The organism is Candidatus Obscuribacterales bacterium (genome assembly GCA_036703605.1).
In the GTDB taxonomy this organism is placed as follows: domain Bacteria; phylum Cyanobacteriota; class Cyanobacteriia; order RECH01; family RECH01; genus RECH01.
Genome location: DATNRH010000126.1, coordinates 1 through 2,280, shown reverse-complemented (window position 1 = coordinate 2,280; position 2,280 = coordinate 1). Strand labels below are relative to the sequence as shown.

The window sequence follows — 2,280 nt, the reverse complement described above, 5'->3', positions numbered from 1 at the left end:
TGCCCTGGATTTTCTCGATCCGCAGATCGGGATTTAAGTCTAGATGTCTGTAGCGACTTTGTCCGCCACTTTGGACGAGTTGCAGAACTTGGAGGTTAGCCTTTAACTCATCCGAGATCTGTTGTGCAAGGGTGATCGTTTGCATGAATTCCTCCTGAGTAGTTTCACTTTCGTCAGCAGCAAGAATCACCCGACGGGTGTTTTTAATGGGCACTGGAAAGCGAGTAACTAAAACAGGAACGTTCGCCGATCGCACAATCTTATCTAGTACTCCACCAAAGAAGTTTTCACGGTAGGTAGAATATCCTTTCCAGCCACAGATAATTAAACTCGCATGACGCTCCATGGCAGCGCGAATAATGCCTTTGTCAATGGAATCATCAACCCGACCAATGGCTTCCACTTGGGCCACGGCGGCATGGGCAATTTGCTCGGCGGCAGCTAAGAGTTGGGACTGTTGGGTCATGGATGAAGGAGCGATCGCTTCTCCAGCATCCGATACGACGTGTATAGGGAGCAGGGTGCCCTGCCCTCGTTTCACCAGCATCAAGGCTAACTGCAATAAGTTATTCTCAGTATTGGGATTAGCCACGGGTACTAAAACCCGTCTACCCCATTGTTCATGCTCTGGAACAGATGTCTGGGGTTCTTGGGGTTGTAATCGACTGCCCCATCGAGATGTAATCCAAGGCGACAAAATGCAGCTCATCAAGATCATGGCAATAGTGCCGTTGACCGTCAGTTCATCCACGAGGTCAATGTTAAAGGCAACGGTAATAGCTGCTAAGGTTGAAGCGGCTTGGGCAACCGATAAGCCAAACATCACCATCACCCCATTATGGGGAATATGAAACCAGCGACCGATGCCCCAAGCTGCACTGTATTTGCTGATCAGCTCTGCCCCAATCATGACAACAGCAACTAAGATCGACTGGGGTTCCCGAATCAGCACTAAGGGATCGACTAACATGCCTACGGAGATTAAGAAAAACGGCACAAACAATGTGTTGCCGATGAACTGAATTCGGTTCATCAGTGGACTGAGAGCGGGAATGAGCTGAGTAATGGCAATACCTGCCAGAAAAGCTCCCACGATGGGCTCAATTTGAATCATGCCAGCAATAGATGACACCACAAATAAGGTGGTGAGCACGAAAATAAATTCAGCGCCTTCATCATGACCAAATTTCTGGAAGAACCATCGTCCGATAATGGGTACGCCTACAAGGGTAGCGATCGTATAGATGGTTAAGGCTGGAATGAGAAATAGCCAGAAGCCAAGGGTGAGTTCACCCTCGGCAGCACGCACAACGATGGCTAAGACTAATAGGGCTAATACATTGGTGATCAGAGTTCCACCTAAGGTCACGGTGACCAGCCGCGATCGCATGATACCCAGTCGGGACACAATAGGCAGAGCAACGAGGGTGTGGGAGGCAAAACAAGACGCAACCAAAATAGCAGCCAAGAGGTCGTAGCCCAGCATGAGCATGGCGGCTGTGCCAAGTAACATGGGTAATAGAAAGGTAGCCATACCAAACGTGATGGCTTGTTTGGCATTACCCTTGAGGTCTTCTAAACTGGTTTCTAGTCCTCCTAAAAACATGAGAAACAGAAGCCCTACCGTTCCTAAGAGTTCAATGGTGGCGTCGCGTTCAAGAATGTTAAGACCATAGGGCCCTACAATTACACCGGCAATAATCAAACCGATCAAGCCCGGCATTTTGAGCCGCTCCACAATTAGGGGAGCCACTAGCATGATGGCAATGATGATAAGAAAGATCTGGACAGGGTCTGTGATGGGCCCCGATAGCTGGGCCAAGTCGTAGGGTAATAATGGTAGAGGTAGAGAACAAAGGGTCATGCGATGGGCCAGCAAGCTTGCTAGCGGCTAAAGATTAAAAGGAGGTTATGGCTAGGTTGAGAGCGATCGCCTTCGTCCTAGATGTTGCACCCATGCCCGACTGTCAACTAGCTGACGATGTTGAATACTCGATAGAATTATAGAAGACCAGAAGCGTCATCATGCTGTCTAGATCATCAACTCAGCTCAATCTATCGGTGACCATGCATCAGGAGCACATAGGACTAAGGATTGAATGGCTTTGATACTGACGATGCTATTTTAGTGGCTGAGTCATGCTACAGGGAAGATGATAGGCATTTTTATAGAGGAATGGTTGATCTGCGTGGGGTTTCAGGAGCGTGGAATGCAGCGATCGCTGTGGGGCATGATGCACTTAGGTCGGCGGTTAGGTCGGCGGTGCTGAATACAAGTAT

The 2,280-nt window shown here is 48.9% G+C and carries 1 protein-coding gene; it reads right to left on the bottom strand.

Annotation, left to right across the window (positions count from 1 at the left end):
• A partial coding sequence (locus tag V6D20_02615) for a cation:proton antiporter (protein ID HEY9814686.1) occupies nt 1-1,864 on the bottom strand: 1,864 nt, incomplete at its 3' end.
• Between the last annotated feature and the right edge of the window lie 416 nt (nt 1,865-2,280).